Source organism: Halarcobacter bivalviorum (assembly GCF_003346815.1).
GTDB classification, from domain to species: Bacteria; Campylobacterota; Campylobacteria; order Campylobacterales; family Arcobacteraceae; genus Halarcobacter; species Halarcobacter bivalviorum.
Genome location: NZ_CP031217.1, coordinates 1,284,883 through 1,305,233 on the forward strand (window position 1 = coordinate 1,284,883; position 20,351 = coordinate 1,305,233).

Below are 20,351 nucleotides of genomic sequence, written 5' to 3' on the forward strand. Positions count from 1 at the left end.
TATAATTTTTTATTGGAGGTGTATCGTGTTAAATACATCAAATAATTATAAGAAATATACTGTATTATATGTAGAAGATGAAAAAATTGTTAGATCAAATGTTGAAGTATGTTTAAATTATCTTTTTAATGTAATAATTGCTGAAAATGGAAAAGATGGCTTAGAAAAATTTAAAAATGAATGTGTAGATTTAGTTATTACTGATGTTAATATGCCTTTAAAAGATGGAATTACAATGTTAAAAGATATTAAAGAAATTAATCCAAATGTTCCATGTATTATAACTTCTGCACTTGATTTAGATATGATTGAAAAAATTAAAAGTTTGAATGTTTGTAAATGTATTTCAAAACCTTTTGATATGAGAGAATTATTAGATAATAGTATGGAGATACTAAAGTTAGAATAAGGAGATTTCTAATGAAAAAGTTTTTATTAAGTTTATTTGCCTTTTCTTTTATAGGAGTATTTTTTATTTCTTGTGCAAGTAATGATGTAGTTACAAAAGAAGAGTGTCAAGCTTTAGGTTTAAAATTCAAAAAAGAGAAAGTACTTAATTTTAGAACTGGTGAATATGAAATTAGAAGTTATTGTAAACAAAACTAGAGTATTAAAATACTCTAATTCTTAGCAATAATCATTTTTATAATCTACATAATGAGCTGCGTGTTTTATTAGTTTCTCTACATCTTCTTGTGTTAATTCTTTTACAACTTTTGCAGGACTTCCCATAATCAAACTTCTTGGTGGAAACTTTTTACCCGAAGTTACAAGAGAGTTTGCTCCTACTATACTTCCTTCTGAAATTACAGCATGATCTAAAATAGTTGCACTCATACCAATAAGACAATTATCTTCTATTGTACAGCCATGAAGCATTACTTTATGTCCTACTGTTACATTATTTCCTATAATTGTTTGAGAATCAACGTCTGTATGAATCATAGATAAATCTTGAATATTTGTGTTTTTTCCTATTCTTACTTTATTTACATCTGACCTAATAACACATTGAAACCATACTGAAGAGTTTTCTCCAATTTTTACATCTCCTATAACATCAGCACTATGTGCAATCCATGCTGTAGGATGAACCTCTGGATAATGTTCTTTGAATTTTAATAACATATTATTTCTCCCTAATAGTAGTATTACTTTTTATCAATAAATTATAACTATTGGAAATGAAAAATTCAAGGGAATTAAAAAGAAAGTTTGTTTATTTTTATTTGTGAGTAAAAAAGCCAAGTTTTACAACTTGACTTTTTAAAGGTTTATTTTTTTTGATTTTGACCAGCAATAATAAATCTTAATGCATTTAGTCTAATGAAACCTTCTGCATCTTTTTGATTATATACTTCATCTTCTTCAAAAGTAGAGTGTGCTTCAGAGAATAAAGATTTTTCAGACTCTCTTCCAACAACGATTACATTTCCTTTATAAAGTTTTAACCTTACAGTTCCCTCTACATTTTCTTGTGTTTTATCAATTGCTGCTTGAAGCATTTCTCTTTCTGGTGAGAACCAATATCCTTGATAGATTAACTTAGCATATCTTGGCATCATCTCATCTTTTAAATGAGCAGCTTCTCTATCAAGTGTAATAGATTCGATTGCTCTGTGAGCTTTTAACATAATAGTTCCACCTGGAGTTTCATAACATCCTCTAGCTTTCATACCAACATATCTATTTTCAACAATATCAATTCTTCCGATACCGTGTTTGTTTCCATATTTATTTAAAGTTTCTAAAATAGTTGCAGGAGACATCTCTTCACCATTGATTGCAATAGGATCTCCATTTTTATATGAGATAGTGATGTATTCTGGCTCATTTGGAGCTTCTTCAGGAGAATTAGTCCATAACCACATATCTTCTGAAGGCTCTTTTGATGGATCTTCTAAAGATAATCCTTCATATGAAATATGTAAAAGGTTTGCATCCATAGAGTATGGACTTACAGCTGGATTTCCATTTTCATCAATATGTTTTTTATCAATTTCAATACCATGCTCTTTTGCATATGCTAATAATTTTTCTCTTGAATTTAAATCCCATTCTCTCCATGGAGCAATAACTGTAATATCAGGGTTTAATCCTAAATATCCAAGTTCAAATCTAACTTGGTCATTTCCTTTTCCAGTTGCACCATGTGAAACAGCATCTGCACCCATTTTATTAGCAATTTCAATTTGCTTTTTAGCAATAAGTGGTCTAGCAATTGAAGTACCTAATAGGTACTCTCCTTCATAAATTGCATTTGCACGGAACATTGGGAACACATAATCTTTTACAAATTCTTCTTTAATATCTAAAATAAAAATATTTTCTGGTTTAATTCCACAAGCTAAAGCTTTTGCTCTTGCAGGTTCAACTTCTTCACCTTGACCTAAATCAGCAGTAAAAGTTATAACTTCTGCGTTATACTCATCTTGAAGCCATTTTAAAATAGTAGAAGTATCTAGCCCACCACTGTAAGCTAAAACAACTTTTTTTACATCTTTTTTACTCATTAACTTATCCTATGATTATCATAATTTTAAGAGAGATATAATAGCTAATTTTAAATATAATTCTGTTTAATTATTTAATAGAAAATATTTTAATTTAATTATTTATCCCCTGTTTATTTTAGTACTCTTTAGATATAATCTACACTATGAGATGTGATAAATTTTTAAATGCAGTTAATATAACAAAAAGAAGAGCAGTTGCTGAAGACATGCTTGAACATAAAGTAGTTTTTATAAATGGACAAGCCGTAAAAAAAGCAAAAGAGGTAAAAGTTGGGGATATTATTGAAATTAGATATCTTGAAAAAACTGATAAATTTGAAGTTTTACAAATACCAACAACAAAATCTACTCCTAAATCAAAGATGGATGAATACGTAAAAAGATTACAAGGATAACTAGATGTTTAATATAGCTAAATTAAAGTTTGATGATATTTTTGAAAATAGATTACCCCAAGAAGAGGTAAGAGAATATCTAATTGAACTATATGAAAGAGGAGAAACTGCGGCAGAAATAGCTGGTGCAGCAAGTGCTATGAGAGAGCATTTAATCCCTTTACCTCTTCATTATGAATTAAAAGAAAAAGCAATTGATGTAGTAGGAACGGGTGGAGACAAAAGTTATAGTTTTAATATTTCAAGTACAGTTTCAATTGTTTTAGCAGCAGCAGGTTCTTATGTTGCAAAACATGGAAATAGAAGTGTAACTAGTAAAAGTGGAAGTGCTGATATGCTAGAGGCATTAGGAATAAATCTAAATCTTTCATTAGAAAATACAGCAAAAATGTTAGAAGAGACAGGATTTTGTTTTATGTTTGCACAAAATCATCATCCTGCAATGAAATATATTATGCCTATTAGAAAATCAATTGACCATAGAACAATTTTTAATATTTTAGGCCCTTTATCAAATCCAGCAACTGTTTCAAAACAGTTAATTGGAGTTTTTGATAAATCATATATAAATAAAATTGCTACAGCTCTAGATTTACTTGAAACAAAAAAATCTATTGTTGTATCTTCAAGAGATGGAATGGATGAAATCTCTATTTCAGATATTACTTATGCTACAAGATTAGATAATGGAAAGATAGAAGATTTTGAAATTGATCCTCAAGCATATGGTCTAAAACTTGCTCCAATAGAGGCAATTATTGGTGGAGAAGCTGAGCAAAATGCACAAATTACAAGAGATATTTTATCAAATAAACTTGATGGTGCAATGTTAGATATTGTTTTAATAAATGCAGCAGCAGCACTTGAAGTTGATGGAAAAGCAAGAGATATTAAAGAGGGATTAGAAATAGCAAGAGAGACTATTCAAAGTGGTAAAGCAAAAACAAAACTAGAACAAATCATTGATATTTCATCAAAATTAAATTAGGCTATAGTTTGATTTTACCTTTAACACAAATTAATAAAATAGTTGACAGTATTTTTTCTTTAACACAAAAAAGAGATAATAACTGTATTGTTATATTACGAGGTGATTTAGCTAGTGGAAAAACTACATTTGTAAAACATTTTGTAAAGAAGTTAGGTTTAGATGATGAAGTTACATCACCAACTTTCTCCCTACAATCAATCTATTCTAATAGAGTTTTTCATTATGATGTTTATAATAAAAGCTTACAAGAGTTTATCTCTTTAGGATTACTTGAAGAGTTTGAGAAAGAGGGTATTCATTTTGTAGAATGGGGTGATGAAAAATTAGAAGAGTTATTAAAATCTTATGGATTTGAAGTATTTGTATTAAATATAAAAAAAGAAGATGATAAAAGGCAATATACAATAAATGAGTAAACTTAGAATTGAAGATATTAAAAAGAATATTAAAAAAACACAAATTTTACATGGTATTTCTTTAGAGGTAAACTCAGGAGAAATCGTAGGTTTATTAGGACCAAATGGAGCAGGGAAAACAACTACATTTTATACAGTATGTGGATTAGTAGCTCCAACAAGTGGTAAAGTATTTTTTGATGAAGAAGAGATAACAAAACTTCCTTTACATAAAAGAGCTTTAAAAGGTATTGGTTATTTACCACAAGAATCATCTATTTTTAAAGACTTAAGTGTAGAAGAAAATCTTTTATTGGCTGCTGAAATTATTACAAAAGATAAAGATGAGCAAAGAAAAAGAGTAGAGGATTTACTAGAAGTATTTAATATTGAACCTATTAGACAAAGAAAGGGTATCTCTTTATCTGGAGGGGAACGAAGAAGAACGGAAATAGCAAGAGCTTTAGTATCTAAACCAAAGTTTTTACTTCTTGATGAACCTTTTGCTGGAGTTGACCCAATTGCAGTAAAAGATATTCAAGAGATTATTAATGAGCTAACAAAATTTGGCATTGGTATTTTAATTACAGACCATAACGTAAGAGAGACTCTTCAAATTTGTCATAGAGCTTATGTAATGAAAAATGGAGCACTATTAGCTTCAGGAAATGCTGAAGATATAAAAAGTGATGGTAGTGTAAGAGAACACTACTTAGGAGAGAGTTTTAGTTTTTAATTAACTATAACTCTATTCTTTCCTTCTGCTTTTGCTTTATATAAAGCCTCATCAGCTTTTCTTAAAATTGAAATTTCATCATCATCTTTTTTTAGTCTTGTAACACCAAAACTTGCAGTAATTTGTCTTGGTATGATTTCACTTTCATACTCTTCTATTGCTGTTCTAATCTTTTCAGCAACATTTTTAGCACCTATTTCATCTGTTTGAGGTAAGAGGACTAAAAATTCTTCTCCACCCCATCTTGCAACAGTATCATGCTCTCTTATATTATTGAGAACAACTTTTGAAATAACTTTTAATACCTCATCCCCAATATTATGTCCAAAGTCATCATTAAAGTTTTTAAAATTATCAATATCAAAAATAATTAAAGAGAGATTATTTTCATATCTTCTTTCTCTTTTAATCTCTTTATTAAAAATTTCATTAAATTTTTGTCTATTAAAAAGACCTGTAAGTTGATCATGATTTGCTTGATACTCTAAAAGGTTTGACTTTTCTTTTAATTCTGTAATATCAGTAAAAGAGAGAACATAGTGTTCTCCTTTTTGCTCATAATCATCAATATTTATTGTAAAGATTCTATCTTCACCATTTTTATTTTCTATTTTTACAGTTCTATCTATTTCATTTAACTGAGAAAGTTTAGTTATCCAATTATTAGTCTCTTCAAATATTTTTTTATTTGAAAGACTATTATCTTTTTTGAAGACCTCTTGAATTGAACTATATTTATTTAGAAATGCCTCTAAACTGTCAACTTGAAAAAATTCAAAAAACTTTTTATTTGCATCAATAGGATTTTCTAAATCAGTCAAAATAACCATATTATCTTGGGCATCTAAAATAGACTTTGTTTGTCTTATTGCTTCTTCTACTTTATTCTCTAAAGTTAAATTAATATGTTCAAGTTTTTTTCTTAAAAAAATTGGTTCTACAGCTTTAATCATACTCTCTAAAAGATGATATAAATCAATAGGTTTCATAGCATAAGCACTAACTTTTACATCAATTGCTTTTTTTAAGAAATCTGGGTCACTATGGGCACTTGTAATTACAATGGGGACTTCATTATCTACTTTTCTAATTTCAGCACACATTTCAAGACCACCCATTTTGGGCATATTTATATCTGTTAGAATTAGATTGATATCTCTATTTTCTAAAAATTTATCAAGTCCTTCTTTTCCATTTTTTGCTGTAATTACACTATTTACTATAGTACTAATTGTTTTACTTGTAAACTCTCTTACATCTTCTTCATCTTCTACATATAAAACATTAATATCTTTTAATATCTCTTTATTCATAAATAGTGCCTTTGTATTTATACTTTAATATTATTTTGTTACATTATAGCAAGTTTTACTTGTTAAAAATTTTAAGGGCGTTTTGTAAATCCTCTTGAGTATCAATACCAAAAGATTTTGATTGTACTTCTACCATAGCAATTTTGTGTCCATTGTCTATAGCTCTTAACTGCTCTAATTTTTCTATATTTTCTAAACTTGAGGCTTTTAAATTGCAAAAAGCATTTAATGATTTTTTAGTAAAACCATAAATTCCTAAATGTCCATAGTATTGAGAGTTTTCATAATGGTCTCTATGATATGGCACTTTTGCCCTTGAAAAATAGATTGCATTTTTATTTTCATCTAAAACAACTTTTACATGGTTTGGATCATCTGCTAATTCAGAAGTGATTTTTTTATAGCAGCTAGTAATCATAATATCTTCATTTTCTTCACTTACTTTTTGAACTCTATTTATTACTGCTTTAATAACTTCTTCTTCTATAAAAGGTTCATCTGCTTGAACATTTACAATAATTTCATCATCTTTTAAATTTAATTTATTTACGGCTTCATTAATTCTATCTGTACCACTTTGGTGTTTTGATGAAGTCATTACTGCATCAAAACCATGCTCTTTTGCTAAATCAATAACTTCTTGTGAGTCTGTTGCAATAACAACTTTATCTAATGCACTTACTTGTTTAGCAGTTCTAATTACCATAGGTAAACCTAAGATATCAACTAATATTTTATTTTCAAATCTACTAGAGTTTAATCTAGCTGGTATTATTATCATTTAATTAAATCCTCTTCTATTGGTATGGAAATTTTTATTTTAGTATTTTCATTTTCACTTATAGCTGTTATTATACCATCTAAGTGTAAATTAACAATCATCTTACAGATATATAAACCTAACCCCACACCATTTCTCTCTTCTTTCGTTGAAAAATAGGGTTCGAATATTTTATTTATGATAGAGTCTTCTATTCCTCCAGCATTATCTTGAATATTTAAATAGAGTCTTCCATTTTCAAAGTTTTGAATTATATCAATTTTTTTATTTGTTATTTTATTTTTATGGAAATTTTCTATTGAATTATTCAAAATATTTATGAATAGAGTTTTAAAATCACTTTTGTAAGACATAAATCTTAAATTTTTATTTATCTGAATATTAAAATCAATATTCTCTTCTTTAAATTTATTTGAAAAATCTAATTTAAGTTCATCAAAAAACTCTTTTAAATCAAGAGAACTCTTTTGAGAACTTGGTTTTAAGAAGCCTTGAAACTCTTCTATTGTATTGGAAAGGCTATTTGCTTTGTTTTTTATATTATCTAAGACATCTAGTGTTTCATCTGTTGTAGGCTCATTACCTAAAGAGTACTCTAACTCTAATTTTTGTGCTTGTATTGAAATATAATTTAAAGGTTGTCTCCACTCATGAGAGAGTCTTTGTAGAGTTTCACTCATAATTGAAAGTTTAGATTGCTCTTTAATTAATCTATTTTTTATTTCAATCTCTTTTTTAGATGTTTCAACTTGTTCGTTCAAAATATTTTTTTCATCATTTAGAGTAACTTCATTTGTAACATCAAAAAGTAAATAAGTATATCCTGTAATATCTCCATATTTATTAAATATTGCTTTAGCTTTTATATCTAACCATAAAGCTTGCTTTAAATGGTTATAGCCTTTAAGTTTCCCACTATATTCTTGATATGTTTGTAAAGATTTACTTATATTTTTAAATACAATTGGGTCTATATCTTTATGTATGATTTTACTATAGTGTTCTGCAATTAAAGAGTTTTTCTCAAAACCAAAAAATTCAATAAAAGCTTTACTTACATTTGTAATATGTCCATGTAAATCTGTGTGCATAGAGATTACATAATCATCAATAATTTGTTCATCAGAGATTAAAGATGTAATATCTTTTGTATTTATTACAAAAAGATTTTTATTTAACATCGAAGAGATAGTTACTTTTAAAAAGATTTTTTGTTTATCTTTTCTTATGCAGGCAATATCAATTTCAGCTTTATATTTTTTTTCTTGAAAATCTTTTATTAATAAATCTTTGAAAGGTTTTTTATATTCCTCTTCCATAAAATCAATAAACTTTTTTGATTTAAGTTCGTCTTTATTATATCCAAGCATAGGAATAAAGGCATTATTTAGATAAACTAATTGTGTATCATAGTCTAAAATACCTATACCATCCCAAGAGTTATTAATAATTTCTTGTAGTTCTTGATTATTTCTTTTTAGTTTCTCTAGTTCTAACATAATTAACACATAAACCTTATTTCAGTTCTTTTTATTATAATATAAAATCTTTAAACAAGAGTACTTTATTAAAAAAATATAATTTTGAGAGAAATATTTTATGAAAAAAACAATTACAGTAATTGATACCTTTGGATTTTTATTTAGAGCATATTATGCTTTACCACCTTTAAAATCAAAAAATGGTTTTCCTACAGGACTTTTAACAGGATTTATGAATTTTATTTCAAATATAGGAAGAGATTTTCAAACAGATTATTTAGTATTTGCCTTAGATTCAAAAGGAGATACTTTTAGAAAAGAGATTTATAATGAGTATAAATCACATAGACCAGATGTTCCAGAAGATTTATTAAAACAACTTCCAGTGGCAATAGAGTGGATTGAGAAAATGGGTTTTCAAATTGCAATGGAAGATGGATATGAGGCAGATGATGTTATTGCTTCAATTGCAAAAGATGCAAAAGAAAAAGATTTAGAAGTAAGAATTGTTTCTCATGATAAAGATTTATATCAACTAATTGACGATAATAAAGTATATCTTTTTGACCCTATTAAAAAAACAGTGGTAAATGAAGAAAAATGTTTTGAAAAATATGGAGTAACTCCTTTACAGTTTACAGATTATCAATCTTTATTAGGAGATAGTGCGGATAATGTTCCAGGAGTTAAAGGTGTTGGTGCTAAAACAGCAGAGGCTTTAATAAAAGAGTATGGAAGTTTAGATAATATTTATGAAAATATTGAAAATATTGAAAAAACAAGATGGAAAAATCTTTTAGTAGAAGGTAGAGATTTAGCATATGTTTCTAAAAAATTAGTAACACTTTATACAGAATGTCACTGCATTGATGATATTGATAAGTATGTATTACCAGAAGAAAATCCTATCTTAAAAATAGCAGATACTTTAATAGAATATGATTTAAACAGAATTATTACAAAAGTTGAAAAAGATGGATTAAGTTATAAAACTTCTGTACCTAAAGGTTATGAAGAAAAAACATTAGAAACAAAAAAAGAGATAAAAACAGAATTTATTCTTTTAAATGATGAAAAAGAGCTTTTAAAAATAGTAGCATCAATTCCAGAAATTGCAATAGTTGCTTTTGATACAGAAACGACAGATTTAGATGTACGACATGCTTCTTTAGTGGGATTTTCTTTCTCTTTTGAAGAAGGCAAAGGTTATTATGTCCCAATAGGACATTACTATTTAGGTGTTCCAAATCAAGTTTCAAAAGAAGTAGCAAAAGAGGCTATAGAAATTTTAAATAAAAGAAAACTAGTTCTTCAAAATTTTAAATATGATTATGCAATTATAAAAAATCAATTAGGAATAGAGTTAAATCTTTATGCTGATACAATGATTTTAGCTTGGCTTTTAGATACAAGTTCAAAAGTAGGGCTAGATGCTTTAGCTTTAAAATATTTTGACCATGAAATGATAAGTTTTAAAGATGTGGTAAAAAAAGGTGAAAACTTCTCAAATGTAGATATAAATGAAGCTTGTAAATATGCAGCAGAAGATGCTCTAATAACTAGAAATATCTATTTTAAACTTCTTGATGAATTTAAAGAGAAAGAGTGCGAGCATTTAATCCAACTAGCTCATGATGTAGAGTTTGATTTTATTTATGTTTTGGCAAATATGGAAGAGAATGGAATAAAATTAGATGTTAAAAAACTTGAAGAGTTAAAAGAAAAAAATAATTTACATATTCAAGAGTTAAAATCAAAGATTTATAGTAGTGCAGGGTGTGAATTTAATATAAACTCTCCTAAACAGCTTGGAGAAGTACTTTTTGATACTTTAAAACTTCCTCCTTCAAAAAAGACAAAAAGTGGATATAGTACAAATGAAGTAGTTTTACAAAAGCTATATAATGAGCATGAAGTTGTTCCTTATCTTCTAGAATATAGAGAGGCATTTAAACTTCAATCAACATATATTGAACCTTTAATTGAGTTTGCTTCAAAAGATGAAAATAATAGAATTTATACTTCATTTTTACAAACAGGAACTGCAACGGGAAGACTTAGTTCAAAAAATCCAAATTTACAAAATATTCCAGTAAGAACAGAAGCTGGTGCTCAAATTAGAAGTGTATTTATTCCAAAAGAAGGGTATAAACTAGTAGGTATTGATTATTCTCAAATAGAGTTAAGACTTCTTGCTCATTTTAGTAAAGATAAGGCTTTAGTTGATGCTTTTAACAACAATTTAGATATTCATCATCAAACAGCAGTTAAAATTTTCGGGGAAGAAGAAGCAAAAGAGAAAAGATCAATTGCAAAATCAATTAACTTTGGATTGCTTTATGGAATGGGAAGTAGAAAACTTGCTGATACTTTAGGTATTTCTACAAAAGAAGCTAAACAGTATATTGATTCATATTTTAAAGCTTTTGTTAGCGTAAAAGATTATTTTAAATCAGTAGAAGATGGTTCTTTAGATAATGGGTATGTAGAGACTTTACTTAAAAGAAAAAGATTATTTGATTTTGATTCAGCTAATGCGATGATGAGAGCAGCATTTTTAAGAGAATCTGTAAATACACTTTTTCAAGGAAGTGCTGCAGATTTAATAAAACTTTCAATGATTAAAATCTACAAAGAGTTTAAAAATAGCGAAGATATAAAAATGCTATTACAAATTCATGATGAACTTATATTCGAAGTAAAAGAGACAGAAGTAGATAAAATAACTAATCGATTAGTTGAAATAATGGAAAATATTTATACTTTAGAAATACCGTTAAAGGTGTCAAAAAGTGTAGGTTTAACTTGGCAAGAATTAAAATAGTACCTAAATAATGTATAATAAATTTATTTTTTAATAATTTTTCTTTGACAATTGTAAAGATTTTAGATAAAATAATGGAAATTTAATAAATAAAGAGTGATATTATGCTTAAAACTTTAAAAAACATAAGAAAACTATATAATGCAAAGCTATTAGTAGTAAGTAACGATGACGAAGTTAAAACTAGTATAGAAGCAGAATTTGATGATTACTTTAAAGAATTAGTATTAGTGAAAAGTTCAAAAGAGGCTGTTTCTTTAATGAAAAATAACAGCTTTGATATGGCAATAATTGATACTAATATTGAAGCAAAAGATTTTGATGAAGCATGCTCAAGTATTACTCAAGTAGCACCTACTTTACCTAAAATAATTATTTCTGATAGAGGAAGTAATGAAGATATTGTTACTGCAATAAATAACAGTGCATATACATTTTTAACTAAACCATTAAGACCTGAAGATATTAGGTTATCTGTAATTATGTGTTTAAACCAAACAAAAAGAGGAGATAAAGTAGAATTCAATAATGGAATCTATTTTGATGAATATAGAGATCAATTTTTTAAATCAGGTGGTAATCTTATAGATTTCACAAGATTAGAAAAAGGATTTATGAAACTTCTTATTGCTAAAAGAGGTGAAGTTGTAGATTATGATACAATTAAAAGTGTTGTTTGGAAAGGTAAGAATATGTCTATTTATACAATGAGAAATATTGTAAATAAAATTAGACAAAAAACTTATTATGAAATTGTTAGAAATCATTCTAATAAAGGGTATACTTTAGAATTTAAAGATTGATATTTTTAAATTGATATTTTTTATATGAAGTAGAATATGGAAGAACAAATATTATCTAAAAGTGAATTAATTCAACTTTTTGAAGATGAAGTTATCATTGACTCAGGTAAAGCTTGGTTAATGAATGGCAAAGAGATTGAAATAATTGCTTTACATGATGTTGAACCCAAATATTTACAAGATGTATCTAACGCAAAATTTTATAAAGTAATACATAAAGAAGAGAGGAGAAGATAATAATGTCACATTGTCCATATTGTGGTAAAAAAATTGCAATGAGTAAGGCTTTTTGTTCAAGAAGCTGTAAAGAGAATTATTTTCAATTAATTGCAATTCAAGTACCTAAACCATTTTTAAAAAGAATCTTTGTTTTCTGTACGCCTGAACAAAGAGAAGTGGAAATAGAAAACTTCGGGAATAGACATGGCTGGAGAATTGATCTATTGCAGAAAAAAATTGAAGAATTGGCAATAGAATATGGATATATCGAGTCAAATTAAAAATTATTCTGACACTATTTTAAATCAATCAACAATACTTTATTTAGAAGCTGATGAATCTATAAGAAAAGAAACTCTTTCAATATTTGAAAAAATATTTGAAAAAGTTTTGGTTGGAGCTGATGGAAAAGAGGGGTTAGATCTATTTAATCAACATAAGTCAGAAATTGACTTAATCTTAACAGATATCGAGATGCCTATTCTTGATGGAATAAATTTTATTTCTAAAATAAGAGAAGTTGATTTAGATATACCTGTTCTTGTAGTTACAGTTTTTAACGACATAAATCAATTATTAAACACTATTAAATTAAAAATTACTGACTATATTGTAAAACCTATGCAATTAAATACAACTCTTAAAATCATGACTAAGATTTTAGAGGATATTGCAAATCAAAAATTAGTAGAAAAACAAAGAAATGAACTAGTTATTTATAAAGATATTCTAGATAAAGAGAATTTAGTTAGTGAAACTGATTTAGATGGTAATATCACTTATGCCAATGAAATTTTTTGTAAAATATCTGGGTATACTCAAGAAGAATTAATTGGTAAACCACATAATATAGTTAGACATCCTGATGTTTCTAAAGAGTTATATAAAAATCTTTGGGAAACTATTCAAAGTAAGCATACTTGGAAAGGTAAATTAAAAAATCAAGCCAAAGATGGTACTACTTACTATGTACAAGCTACAATTTTTCCTATTTTAGATGCAGAAGGTAATATTGAAAAATATGTAGGAAGTCGATTTTTAATTACAGAACAAGAAGAAGAAAAGCATAAACTAAAAAAATATATTATGCATCAAAAGTCTCAAAAAGTAAAACATGAAAAACAGCTACAAGAAGAGTTTCATGATGCAGTACATGCTGCGAAAATGGAAAATGATGAGAAAATGGCTAAATTTATTCAAGGACTTAATGAACAAATTAAAAGTCTTAGAGAAAAGCATACAGATGATAAAGGTAGAATCTTATCTTTAGAAAGAAAATATAAAGAATCAACTGAAAAACTTGATAATATGCAAAAATTATATCAAGAAAAAGTCGAGAAACTTCATAAAACAGCAATTATATCTTTAGAAAAATATAATAGTTTTAAAAAGAAAAATATACTTATTACTGAAAAAATTGAGAAATCACAAGAAGCAATTAAAACCTTACAAGGTTATATTGATGAGTATAGAAAAAAGATAGCAGATTTAGAAGATTTAATAGAAGCCTATGAGAAACAATATGGAAAGATTACCGTTAGGTAGTCTTTCTTTTTTTATCTACAATAAATAAAACACTTAAACTAAATATTGCAAATATTCCTGAGATTAACATTCCCATTGTTAACCAATCACTATAAATAAATCCCAATTGAACATCAGGTTCTCTAAATAGTTCCGCAATAATTCTTGCTAAAGAGTATAATACTCCATACATGATTGCTAACTGTCCATCAAAGCTCTTTTTATTTCTTATTATATAAAGAATAGCAAAAATTAAAAGACCCTCTAAAACTGCTTCATATAGTTGAGAAGGATGTCTTAATATTCCATTTACATAAATTCCCCAAGAAACATCTGTAGCTCTTCCTACTAACTCTTGATTAAAGAAGTTCCCAATTCTTCCAAAAACATATCCTGCACTAATACCTAATACAGCAATATCAGCTAAAAACCAAAAAGATACTTTATGCTTTTTACAAAATAGTAATGAAGCAATTAAGAATCCTATAAAAGCTCCATGATAACTCATACCAGAGATACCTGTAAACTCTCCATTAATGAAAGGATTAAATATTTGCCAAGGATGTGTTAAATAGTACATAGAATTTGGATCATAAAAAATTATATATCCTAATCTTGCACCTAAAATAACACCAATTTCAACCCACCAAATATATGAATCAAAAAGGTCATTTGAAATAGGTAGCTTATCTTTTTTAATTAACCATTTAGCTACAAAAATAGCAGATAAAAGGGCTAAGGCATACATGATTCCATACCAGTGTACGGCTATAGAACCAAGATTAAAAGCTACGGGGTCAAAATGAGAATATATATTTTGCCAAAGTTCCATTAGTCTAGTGCTTCCGCTATTAATTCTATTGGGTTTTTAAACTGTACGTCTACATCTGCTTGATGTAAAGAGTTTGTAATTTGCATTCTACATGCAGAACACTCAGCACTAACAATTTGTGCTTTTGTATCTTTAATCATTGCAGCTTTTGGCATACCAGCAGCTTTTGCAAAATCATATTTTTCTGTTTGCATTGTAACTCCACCAAATCCACAACATCTATTTGAGTCACTCATCTCTTTTAATGTATAGTTTTGCTTTAAAAGATTTCTTGGTTCTTGCCAAACACCTTGCATTTTTTTAGCATGACATGGATCATGATAAGTTACAAGTTCATCCATTTTTTTATTAGATTTTGCAAGTAAATCTTTTAATTGTGTAGAATTTTCAAGCCATTTTGTAGCCATAAATACTTTTTTAGAGATTTTAGCTGCTCTTGCTTTCCATTCTGGTTGGTCATGTAAATAGTGTTCCCAATCTTGATTAATCATTGCTGAACAAGTTGCTTCAGGAATAATAATTGCATCTACATCATCAATCCAAGTTTCAAAATACTCAATATTATGTTTTACAAGAAAATCAACAGTATCAAAAGCTCCTGTAAAATATGCAGGTGCTCCACAACATAGCTGTTTTTTAGGAATAAAAATATCTAGCTCTAATTTTTTTAAGATTTTTACTAAAGAATCACCTGTATTAGTGTAAGTATAGTTACTCATACAACCAATAAAAATAGCAACTTTATTTTTTTTCTCTTCTTCTTGTTTTTTGTGTTTTGCAAAAATTGTTTCTGGATATTTATTTAAAAATGATTTTGAGTCAGCATAAGGTAAAGCTCTATCTTTTTTTACAATTGGTAGAGAAAATCTAGGAAGTGCTGATTTTTTTGTTTCATTGATTTTTAAAGCACAAGTTTGGAACATCCAACCAAGTTTTGATAAGAAATCCATAGTTTTTCTATGTCTTAAAAGGAAGAAAAACAATCTTTTATACCAAGCAATACCATATTTTTTTGCAATATCACTTCTTACTTGCTCAATAATCATATCTGTTGGTAAATCATTTGGACAGGCTTCTACACAGTTTGTACATAGAAAACATGACTCAAAAATATCTTTTGCATTTTTATCAAGCTCTAATTCATTTCTTTCATATGCACCTAATAAATCAATAAATCCTCTAGGACTTGTCGCTTCATCTTGATTGATATTAAAAATAGTACATACAGGTTTACATTTACCACATTTCACACATTCATCTGAAATTGAAGTATAGTCAAATTTTTTTGTAGCCACTTTTTATAACCTTAGTTATTTATTTTAAAATTAATTATATTTCTTAAATTGTGGGGATTATACTATAAAAAGTGTTAATACTTTGTAAGAAAAGTGCATAATTTTCTAAGACTAAATTGTCTTAGAAAATCTTCTTTTGTTTTCTGGAATTTTATTTAAATATGCATCAAATGGCATACAAATATTTCTAATTAGCATTGTTCCAGTAGTTGAAACTTGGATTTTATCTTCTGTAATCTCAACAAGTTCTGCCTCAACAAACTCTGCTAAGGCTTCAAGAGCATCATTGAAATACTCTTTAAAAGAGATGTTAAATGTCTCTTCAACTCTTTTAATATTTAAAGAGAAGTTACTCATAAGTTCCATAATTACATATTGTCTTAAAATATCATCATCACTTAATTTATAACCTTTAAAAATTGGTAAATCACCATTATCAATAGCTGCTTCGTACTGTTTTAAATCTTTGAAGTTTTGTGCATAATAATCTACACCATTTCCAATAGAAGTTACACCAATACCAATTAAATCAGCACCACCTTTTGTTGTATAGCCTTGAAAGTTTCTATGAAGTTCACCTTTTTCAATTGCTTTAAAAAGTTCATCTTCTGGTTTAGCAAAGTGATCCATCCCAACCATGTTATAACCATTTGTAGTAAAAAACTCAATAGTATCTTTTAAAATTTCTAATTTTTCAGATGGAGGAGCAAATGTTGATTCATCAAATTTTCTCATTGTTTTCATAAGCCATGGAACATGAGCATAATTAAATACAGCTAATCTATCTGGATTTAACTTGATTACTTGCTCAATTGTCTCATGAAATGTTTTTTTATTTTGATGAGGAAGTCCATAAATTAAATCTATATTTATAGATTTAATTCCTGCTTCCCTTGCTATATTCATTACATTTTGTGTAGTTTCATATGGTTGAATTCTATGAATTGTTTTTTGAACCTCTTCATTTAAATCTTGAACACCAAAGCTTAGTCTATTAAAACCACCAGCTTTAAGTACATTCATATGTTCTTTAGTAAAATATCTTGGGTCAACTTCACATGAAATCTCAGCATCTTCACTAAAATTAGGGAAAACAGTTTTTATCATAGAGATTACTTCTTGTAGCTGAGTAGGAGAGAAATATGTTGGAGTTCCTCCTCCAAAGTGCATTTGTGTTACAACTCTTTTAGTATTCAAGTGTTTTTTTAAAATATTTAACTCTTTTTGCAAATACTCTAAATATCTTACTTTTTTATCTTCTTTTGATGTAAAAATAACATTACATCCACAGAAATAACAAGCAGACCTACAAAAAGGTAGATGTACATATAAAGATAAACTTCTAGTATCTTCTTGATTTTTAAAGTAGTTAATTAAATCATCTTGAGTGAACTCTTCAGAAAACTCAGGTGCAGTTGGATATGAAGTATATCTAGGTCCTGGTCTTGAATATTTTTCAAATTTTTTAAAATCAATCATTATTTTTCTTTTCTAATAGGTTATTTAGCCAAACCATTACACCTTTTTGAGCATGTAATCTATTTTCAGCCTCTTCAAATACTAAGCTTTGGTTTCCTTCAATTACATCAGGACTTACTTCATAACCTCTATAAGCTGGTAAACAATGTAAGAAAATTGCATTTGAAGTTCCTAATTTCATCATCTCTTCATCTACAATATATCCATCAAAATCTTTTAATCTTTGCTCTTTTTCATCTTCTTGACCCATAGAAACCCAAGTATCAGTTGTAATAATAGTAGCATTTTTACATGCTTCTTTAGGATCATTTCCAACAATAATTTTAGCACCAGATTCTTTTGCAAAAGTTAGAGCATCATTTAAAATATTTTCATCTACTTCATAACCTTTTGGAGTAGCTATTCTAAGTTCAAATCCTAGTTTTGAAGCTAACATAAGCCATGAATGAGCTAGATTATTTCCATCTCCAATATAAGCAACTACTAAATTTTTTTCTAGTCCTGCTTCTTGTATTGTCATATAATCAGCCATAAGTTGTACCGGATGATATTCATTTGTAAGTCCATTAATAACTGGAACTTTAGAATATTTAGCAAATTCTTCAATTTTTGATTGTTCAAAAGTTCGAATCATAACCATATCAACCATACTAGATACAACTCTTGCTGTATCTGACATAGGTTCTCCTCTTCCTAATTGAATATCATTTGAAGATAAAAAAAGACCAATTCCACCTAATTGGTAAATACCTACTTCAAAGCTAACTCTTGTTCTTGTACTTGATTTTTCAAAAATCATCCCTAATGCTTTTTTAGGCATATAGTCTTTAAAAACTCTATTTTTAGTCTCTTTTTTTATTTTATGTGCTACTTCTAAAATCTCTAAAATTTCTTCTTTTGAATAATCTTTTAATGTTAAAAAATGTCTCATCGGGTACCCCTTTATAATAAAAGCACAAATTATATATTAAGTGCCTTTACTTTAACTTATATTGTTTTATTTTTTTTTAGGCATTTGCTCTAAATATTTTTTGTATTTTAATTCATCTAGTTTTTCAATTTTTGCATTTACTTCATCTAGCATCTCTTGTTTATATTCAGCTACTTTTTTTCTAATCTCTTTAGATTTAATACCAATCATTTGTGCAGCTAAGATACCTGCATTTTTAGCTCCATTTACTGCAACAGTTGCAACTGGAACTCCCCCTGGCATTTGTACAATTGATAATAAAGAATCCATTCCTTCTAAGTTAGAACCTTTAACTGGAACTCCTACTACTGGAAGTGCTGTCATTGAAGCTACCATACCTGGTAAGTGTGCTGCTCCACCAGCTCCTGCTACAATAACTCTTAAACCTCTTTTTTCTGCACCAGTAGCATAATTAACTAATCTTTCTGGTGTTCTATGTGCTGAAACAATTGTTACTTCATATTCAATTCCAAATTTTTCACACATCTCTGCGGCAGCACTCATAACTGGTAAGTCAGAGTCACTTCCCATAATAATTCCTACTAGTGGCTTACTCATACTTTTTTGCTCCCTTTGATTTTTAAAATATTTTTTGCTTTATTTGCTTTTTCTAATGCTACATTAATATCATCATCTAAAACAGTGATATGTCCCATTTTTCTAAATGGTTTTGTAAATGATTTTCCATAAAAGTGAAAAGATAATTCAGGAATCTCTAATGCATCATGAATTCCATCAATAAAAGGTTCTCCCTCATATCCTTCTTCTCCTAATAAATTAACCATAACAGCAGGAGAAATTAATTTTGTAGAACCTAATGGTAAGTTTGTAACTGCACGAATAATCTGTTCAAATTGTGATGTTGCACATGCTTCAACAGTATAGTGTCCTGAGTTATGTGGTCTTGGAGCAATTTCATTTACTTGAATTTGACCAGTTTTTGTTAAGAATAGTTCAACTCCAAAGATACCAACCCCATCTAAAGCCTTAATAGACTCTGTTGATACTCTAATTGCTTCTTCTTCTACTTCTTTAGATATTCTAGCAGGAGCCATAACAGAATCACAAATATTTACTCTTTCATCAAAAAGCATCTCAACCACTGGATAACATTTAATTTCACCTTCAATGTTTCTAGCTACAATAATTGCAAGTTCTTTATCAATATCAACCATCTCTTCAATAAAAGAGTCTGTTTTTAGTGCTTTTGTTTTTACATCTTCAAGTGATTTTAATACTTGAACACCTTGTCCATCATATCCACCAAGTTTAGCTTTTTGTACAACTGGAAAACCAAAAGCACACAAATCTTCTTCTGATTTCACATCTTTATATGCAGGTACTGGAATACCTTTTTCATCTAAAAGTTTTTTTTGTTCGTATTTATTTTGGATTAATTCCATTACATATGGAGAGGGATGAATATTATGACCATTATCATATAACTCTTTTAAAATAGAAGTATCAACATGTTCTAATTCAAAAGTAGTAACATCACTTTCTTGAACTAACTGTTCTAGTTTTTCTTTATCATAGAAGCCACCCATGATATGTTTGTCTGAAACTTGTGCTGCAGGACAATTAAATGTTGGGTCTAAAATAGTTACATGAAATCCCATTTTTTTTGCTTTTTGAGACATAATCTTACCTAATTGTCCACCACCAATAATTCCAAGCTTTAAACTAGAATAGTTAAAGTTTTTATCCATTAATCTTTTCTCCATCTGTTTTTTGTCTAAGTAAATAAACACTATATATAATTGTTTTAAAAGGCAATATTATATCTAATATTTGCTT

At 27.8% G+C, this 20,351-nt stretch carries 22 protein-coding genes; 11 read left to right on the forward strand and 11 right to left on the reverse strand.

Going from position 1 to position 20,351, the window contains the following annotated elements; all coding sequences use genetic code 11:
* Positions 1 to 25: 25 nt before the first annotated feature.
* Together ABIV_RS06520 and ABIV_RS06525 are read left to right on the forward strand one after the other, a co-directional pair.
* Complete coding sequence (locus ABIV_RS06520) at positions 26 to 409, forward strand: response regulator transcription factor (RefSeq protein WP_162917983.1); 384 nt, start codon at positions 26 to 28, stop codon at positions 407 to 409.
* An 11-nt stretch (positions 410 to 420) separates the two neighbouring features.
* Entirely contained in the window at positions 421 to 606 is a 186-nt protein-coding gene (locus ABIV_RS06525) for a hypothetical protein (protein ID WP_114839099.1), read from the forward strand.
* A 21-nt stretch (positions 607 to 627) separates the two neighbouring features.
* Here ABIV_RS06525 and ABIV_RS06530 read toward each other — a convergent pair whose 3' ends face one another.
* Both ABIV_RS06530 and ABIV_RS06535 read right to left on the reverse strand, forming a co-directional pair.
* Positions 628 to 1,128, reverse strand: a complete 501-nt coding sequence (locus ABIV_RS06530) for a gamma carbonic anhydrase family protein (protein WP_114839100.1) — start codon at positions 1,126 to 1,128, stop codon at positions 628 to 630.
* A gap of 146 nt (positions 1,129 to 1,274) precedes the next feature.
* The gene (locus ABIV_RS06535; RefSeq protein ID WP_114839101.1) at positions 1,275 to 2,513 is read right to left on the reverse strand and encodes an argininosuccinate synthase; all 1,239 of its coding nucleotides are present in this window, start codon (positions 2,511 to 2,513) and stop codon (positions 1,275 to 1,277) included.
* A gap of 146 nt (positions 2,514 to 2,659) precedes the next feature.
* On the opposite strand from ABIV_RS06535, the gene ABIV_RS06540 reads away from it, so the two are divergent.
* The 4 genes from ABIV_RS06540 to lptB are packed head-to-tail and all read left to right on the forward strand — an operon-like array spanning position 2,660 to position 5,033.
* Positions 2,660 to 2,911 carry a S4 domain-containing protein gene (locus ABIV_RS06540; RefSeq protein WP_114839102.1) on the forward strand — a complete coding sequence of 84 codons (252 nt, stop codon included), beginning with the start codon at positions 2,660 to 2,662 and terminating at the stop codon, positions 2,909 to 2,911.
* Between the two features lie 4 nt (positions 2,912 to 2,915).
* Positions 2,916 to 3,899 carry an anthranilate phosphoribosyltransferase gene (gene trpD / locus ABIV_RS06545; protein WP_114839103.1) on the forward strand — a complete coding sequence of 328 codons (984 nt, stop codon included), beginning with the start codon at positions 2,916 to 2,918 and terminating at the stop codon, positions 3,897 to 3,899.
* A gap of 8 nt (positions 3,900 to 3,907) precedes the next feature.
* A complete protein-coding gene (tsaE, locus tag ABIV_RS06550) occupies positions 3,908 to 4,318 on the forward strand; it encodes a tRNA (adenosine(37)-N6)-threonylcarbamoyltransferase complex ATPase subunit type 1 TsaE (protein WP_228254346.1) in 411 nt (136 codons plus the stop codon).
* On the forward strand, positions 4,311 to 5,033 hold the full coding sequence (gene lptB, locus ABIV_RS06555; RefSeq protein WP_114839104.1) for an LPS export ABC transporter ATP-binding protein: 723 nt from the start codon (positions 4,311 to 4,313) through the stop codon (positions 5,031 to 5,033). The genes tsaE and lptB overlap by 8 nt, the downstream gene beginning before the upstream one ends.
* On the opposite strand, the gene ABIV_RS06560 is transcribed toward lptB, so the two are convergent.
* Genes ABIV_RS06560 through ABIV_RS06570 form a run of 3 tightly spaced genes read right to left on the reverse strand, consistent with a single transcriptional unit; the run spans position 5,030 to position 8,626 of the window.
* Complete coding sequence (locus tag ABIV_RS06560; protein WP_114839105.1) at positions 5,030 to 6,346, reverse strand: GGDEF domain-containing response regulator; 1,317 nt, start codon at positions 6,344 to 6,346, stop codon at positions 5,030 to 5,032. The two genes, lptB and ABIV_RS06560, sit on opposite strands and share 4 nt — an antisense overlap.
* Positions 6,347 to 6,401: 55 nt before the next feature.
* Positions 6,402 to 7,127 (reverse strand): 3-deoxy-manno-octulosonate cytidylyltransferase, encoded by a 726-nt coding sequence (gene kdsB / locus ABIV_RS06565; RefSeq protein ID WP_114839106.1) that lies wholly within the window; start codon positions 7,125 to 7,127, stop codon positions 6,402 to 6,404.
* Positions 7,124 to 8,626, reverse strand: a complete 1,503-nt coding sequence (locus ABIV_RS06570; RefSeq protein WP_114839107.1) for a PAS domain-containing sensor histidine kinase — start codon at positions 8,624 to 8,626, stop codon at positions 7,124 to 7,126. Before ABIV_RS06570 ends, kdsB begins: the two co-directional genes overlap by 4 nt.
* Before the next feature lie 100 nt (positions 8,627 to 8,726).
* On the opposite strand from ABIV_RS06570, the gene polA reads away from it, so the two are divergent.
* The 5 genes from polA to ABIV_RS06595 all read left to right on the forward strand — a co-directional run bounded on the left by polA (position 8,727) and on the right by ABIV_RS06595 (position 13,999).
* Positions 8,727 to 11,432, forward strand: a complete 2,706-nt coding sequence (gene polA, locus ABIV_RS06575) for a DNA polymerase I (protein WP_114839108.1) — start codon at positions 8,727 to 8,729, stop codon at positions 11,430 to 11,432.
* A 104-nt stretch (positions 11,433 to 11,536) separates the two neighbouring features.
* Positions 11,537 to 12,235: a response regulator transcription factor gene (locus ABIV_RS06580; protein WP_114839109.1), complete on the forward strand. Its 699-nt coding sequence runs from the start codon at positions 11,537 to 11,539 to the stop codon at positions 12,233 to 12,235.
* A gap of 36 nt (positions 12,236 to 12,271) precedes the next feature.
* Positions 12,272 to 12,472 (forward strand): hypothetical protein, encoded by a 201-nt coding sequence (locus ABIV_RS06585; protein ID WP_114839110.1) that lies wholly within the window; start codon positions 12,272 to 12,274, stop codon positions 12,470 to 12,472.
* A 2-nt stretch (positions 12,473 to 12,474) separates the two neighbouring features.
* Positions 12,475 to 12,735 carry a DUF2116 family Zn-ribbon domain-containing protein gene (locus tag ABIV_RS06590; RefSeq protein ID WP_114839111.1) on the forward strand — a complete coding sequence of 87 codons (261 nt, stop codon included), beginning with the start codon at positions 12,475 to 12,477 and terminating at the stop codon, positions 12,733 to 12,735.
* The gene (locus ABIV_RS06595) at positions 12,713 to 13,999 is read left to right on the forward strand and encodes a PAS domain S-box protein (protein WP_114839112.1); all 1,287 of its coding nucleotides are present in this window, start codon (positions 12,713 to 12,715) and stop codon (positions 13,997 to 13,999) included. Before ABIV_RS06590 ends, ABIV_RS06595 begins: the two co-directional genes overlap by 23 nt.
* Here the strand turns inward: ABIV_RS06595 and lgt are convergent.
* The 6 genes from lgt to ABIV_RS06625 form a co-directional block, all read right to left on the reverse strand.
* Positions 13,992 to 14,810, reverse strand: coding sequence for a prolipoprotein diacylglyceryl transferase (lgt, locus tag ABIV_RS06600; protein ID WP_114839113.1), 819 nt, complete (start codon positions 14,808 to 14,810; stop codon positions 13,992 to 13,994). The two genes, ABIV_RS06595 and lgt, sit on opposite strands and share 8 nt — an antisense overlap.
* A complete protein-coding gene (locus ABIV_RS06605; RefSeq protein WP_114839114.1) occupies positions 14,810 to 16,105 on the reverse strand; it encodes a (Fe-S)-binding protein in 1,296 nt (431 codons plus the stop codon). The genes lgt and ABIV_RS06605 overlap by 1 nt, the downstream gene beginning before the upstream one ends.
* A gap of 111 nt (positions 16,106 to 16,216) precedes the next feature.
* On the reverse strand, positions 16,217 to 17,584 hold the full coding sequence (gene hemN / locus ABIV_RS06610) for an oxygen-independent coproporphyrinogen III oxidase (protein WP_114839115.1): 1,368 nt from the start codon (positions 17,582 to 17,584) through the stop codon (positions 16,217 to 16,219).
* Complete coding sequence (argF, locus tag ABIV_RS06615; protein WP_114839116.1) at positions 17,577 to 18,515, reverse strand: ornithine carbamoyltransferase; 939 nt, start codon at positions 18,513 to 18,515, stop codon at positions 17,577 to 17,579. The genes hemN and argF overlap by 8 nt, the downstream gene beginning before the upstream one ends.
* Before the next feature lie 66 nt (positions 18,516 to 18,581).
* Positions 18,582 to 19,112, reverse strand: a complete 531-nt coding sequence (purE, locus tag ABIV_RS06620) for a 5-(carboxyamino)imidazole ribonucleotide mutase (RefSeq protein ID WP_114839117.1) — start codon at positions 19,110 to 19,112, stop codon at positions 18,582 to 18,584.
* Positions 19,109 to 20,263: a 5-(carboxyamino)imidazole ribonucleotide synthase gene (locus ABIV_RS06625; protein ID WP_205526963.1), complete on the reverse strand. Its 1,155-nt coding sequence runs from the start codon at positions 20,261 to 20,263 to the stop codon at positions 19,109 to 19,111. Before ABIV_RS06625 ends, purE begins: the two co-directional genes overlap by 4 nt.
* Positions 20,264 to 20,351: the final 88 nt, after the last annotated feature.

Bases quoted from the DNA above. Each gene is read 5' to 3' on its own strand.
- ABIV_RS06525 (WP_114839099.1), top strand. From the start codon at position 421: ATGAAAAAGTTTTTATTAAGTTTATTTGCCTTTTCTTTTATAGGAGTA.
- ABIV_RS06530 (WP_114839100.1), bottom strand. From the start codon at position 1,128: ATGTTATTAAAATTCAAAGAACATTATCCAGAGGTTCATCCTACAGCA.
- ABIV_RS06535 (WP_114839101.1), bottom strand. From the start codon at position 2,513: ATGAGTAAAAAAGATGTAAAAAAAGTTGTTTTAGCTTACAGTGGTGGG.
- ABIV_RS06540 (WP_114839102.1), top strand. From the start codon at position 2,660: ATGAGATGTGATAAATTTTTAAATGCAGTTAATATAACAAAAAGAAGA.
- trpD (WP_114839103.1), top strand. From the start codon at position 2,916: ATGTTTAATATAGCTAAATTAAAGTTTGATGATATTTTTGAAAATAGA.
- lptB (WP_114839104.1), top strand. From the start codon at position 4,311: ATGAGTAAACTTAGAATTGAAGATATTAAAAAGAATATTAAAAAAACA.
- ABIV_RS06560 (WP_114839105.1), bottom strand. From the start codon at position 6,346: ATGAATAAAGAGATATTAAAAGATATTAATGTTTTATATGTAGAAGAT.
- kdsB (WP_114839106.1), bottom strand. From the start codon at position 7,127: ATGATAATAATACCAGCTAGATTAAACTCTAGTAGATTTGAAAATAAA.
- ABIV_RS06570 (WP_114839107.1), bottom strand. From the start codon at position 8,626: ATGTTAGAACTAGAGAAACTAAAAAGAAATAATCAAGAACTACAAGAA.
- polA (WP_114839108.1), top strand. From the start codon at position 8,727: ATGAAAAAAACAATTACAGTAATTGATACCTTTGGATTTTTATTTAGA.
- ABIV_RS06580 (WP_114839109.1), top strand. From the start codon at position 11,537: ATGCTTAAAACTTTAAAAAACATAAGAAAACTATATAATGCAAAGCTA.
- ABIV_RS06585 (WP_114839110.1), top strand. From the start codon at position 12,272: ATGGAAGAACAAATATTATCTAAAAGTGAATTAATTCAACTTTTTGAA.
- ABIV_RS06590 (WP_114839111.1), top strand. From the start codon at position 12,475: ATGTCACATTGTCCATATTGTGGTAAAAAAATTGCAATGAGTAAGGCT.
- ABIV_RS06595 (WP_114839112.1), top strand. From the start codon at position 12,713: ATGGATATATCGAGTCAAATTAAAAATTATTCTGACACTATTTTAAAT.
- lgt (WP_114839113.1), bottom strand. From the start codon at position 14,810: ATGGAACTTTGGCAAAATATATATTCTCATTTTGACCCCGTAGCTTTT.
- hemN (WP_114839115.1), bottom strand. From the start codon at position 17,584: ATGATTGATTTTAAAAAATTTGAAAAATATTCAAGACCAGGACCTAGA.
- argF (WP_114839116.1), bottom strand. From the start codon at position 18,515: ATGAGACATTTTTTAACATTAAAAGATTATTCAAAAGAAGAAATTTTA.
- purE (WP_114839117.1), bottom strand. From the start codon at position 19,112: ATGAGTAAGCCACTAGTAGGAATTATTATGGGAAGTGACTCTGACTTA.
- ABIV_RS06625 (WP_205526963.1), bottom strand. From the start codon at position 20,263: ATGGATAAAAACTTTAACTATTCTAGTTTAAAGCTTGGAATTATTGGT.